The 519-nt window shown below is 69.2% G+C and carries 1 pseudogene; it reads left to right on the top strand.

Annotation, left to right across the window (positions count from 1 at the left end):
• A pseudogene (locus KZA10_RS17460) lies at positions 1–519 on the top strand (alanine--tRNA ligase); the annotation flags it as partial.

Raw genomic sequence — 519 nt, 5'->3', positions numbered from 1 at the left:
CTCGGCCACGCACCTCGTGCACGCCGCGCTCCGCGACACGCTCGGTCCGACCGCAACGCAGGCGGGCTCGTTGAACCGCGCCGGCTACATGCGCTTCGACTTCTCCTGGTCGCAGGCCCTCTCGGCCGACACCCGCAGCGAGATCGAGGAGATCACGAACCGCGCGGTGCAGGAATCCCTCGAGGTGACCACGCGCATCGTCTCGCTCGACGAGGCCAAGGAAGCCGGAGCCATGGCTCTGTTCGGCGAGAAGTACGGCGACGTCGTGCGCATGGTCGACATCGGCGGTCCCTGGTCGCGAGAGCTCTGCGCCGGCACGCACGTGAGCACGAGCGCGGAGATCGGCCTGGTGAGCCTGGTCGGAGAGTCCTCCGTCGGAGCCTCCAACCGACGTATCGAGGCGCTCGTCGGTGCCGACGCCTTCCGTGAGCTGGCGGCGGAGCGGGCGATCGTCTCGCAGCTCACCAGCTCGCTGAAGACCCCGCGTGAGCAGCTTCCCGAGCGCATCGCCGATCTCAC

Source organism: Microbacterium sp. BF1 (genome assembly GCF_019279095.1).
Classification (GTDB): domain Bacteria; phylum Actinomycetota; class Actinomycetes; order Actinomycetales; family Microbacteriaceae; genus Microbacterium; species Microbacterium maritypicum.
The sequence above is the reverse complement of the archived record's forward strand: the minus strand, read 5'-3'. Positions and strand labels throughout refer to the sequence as shown.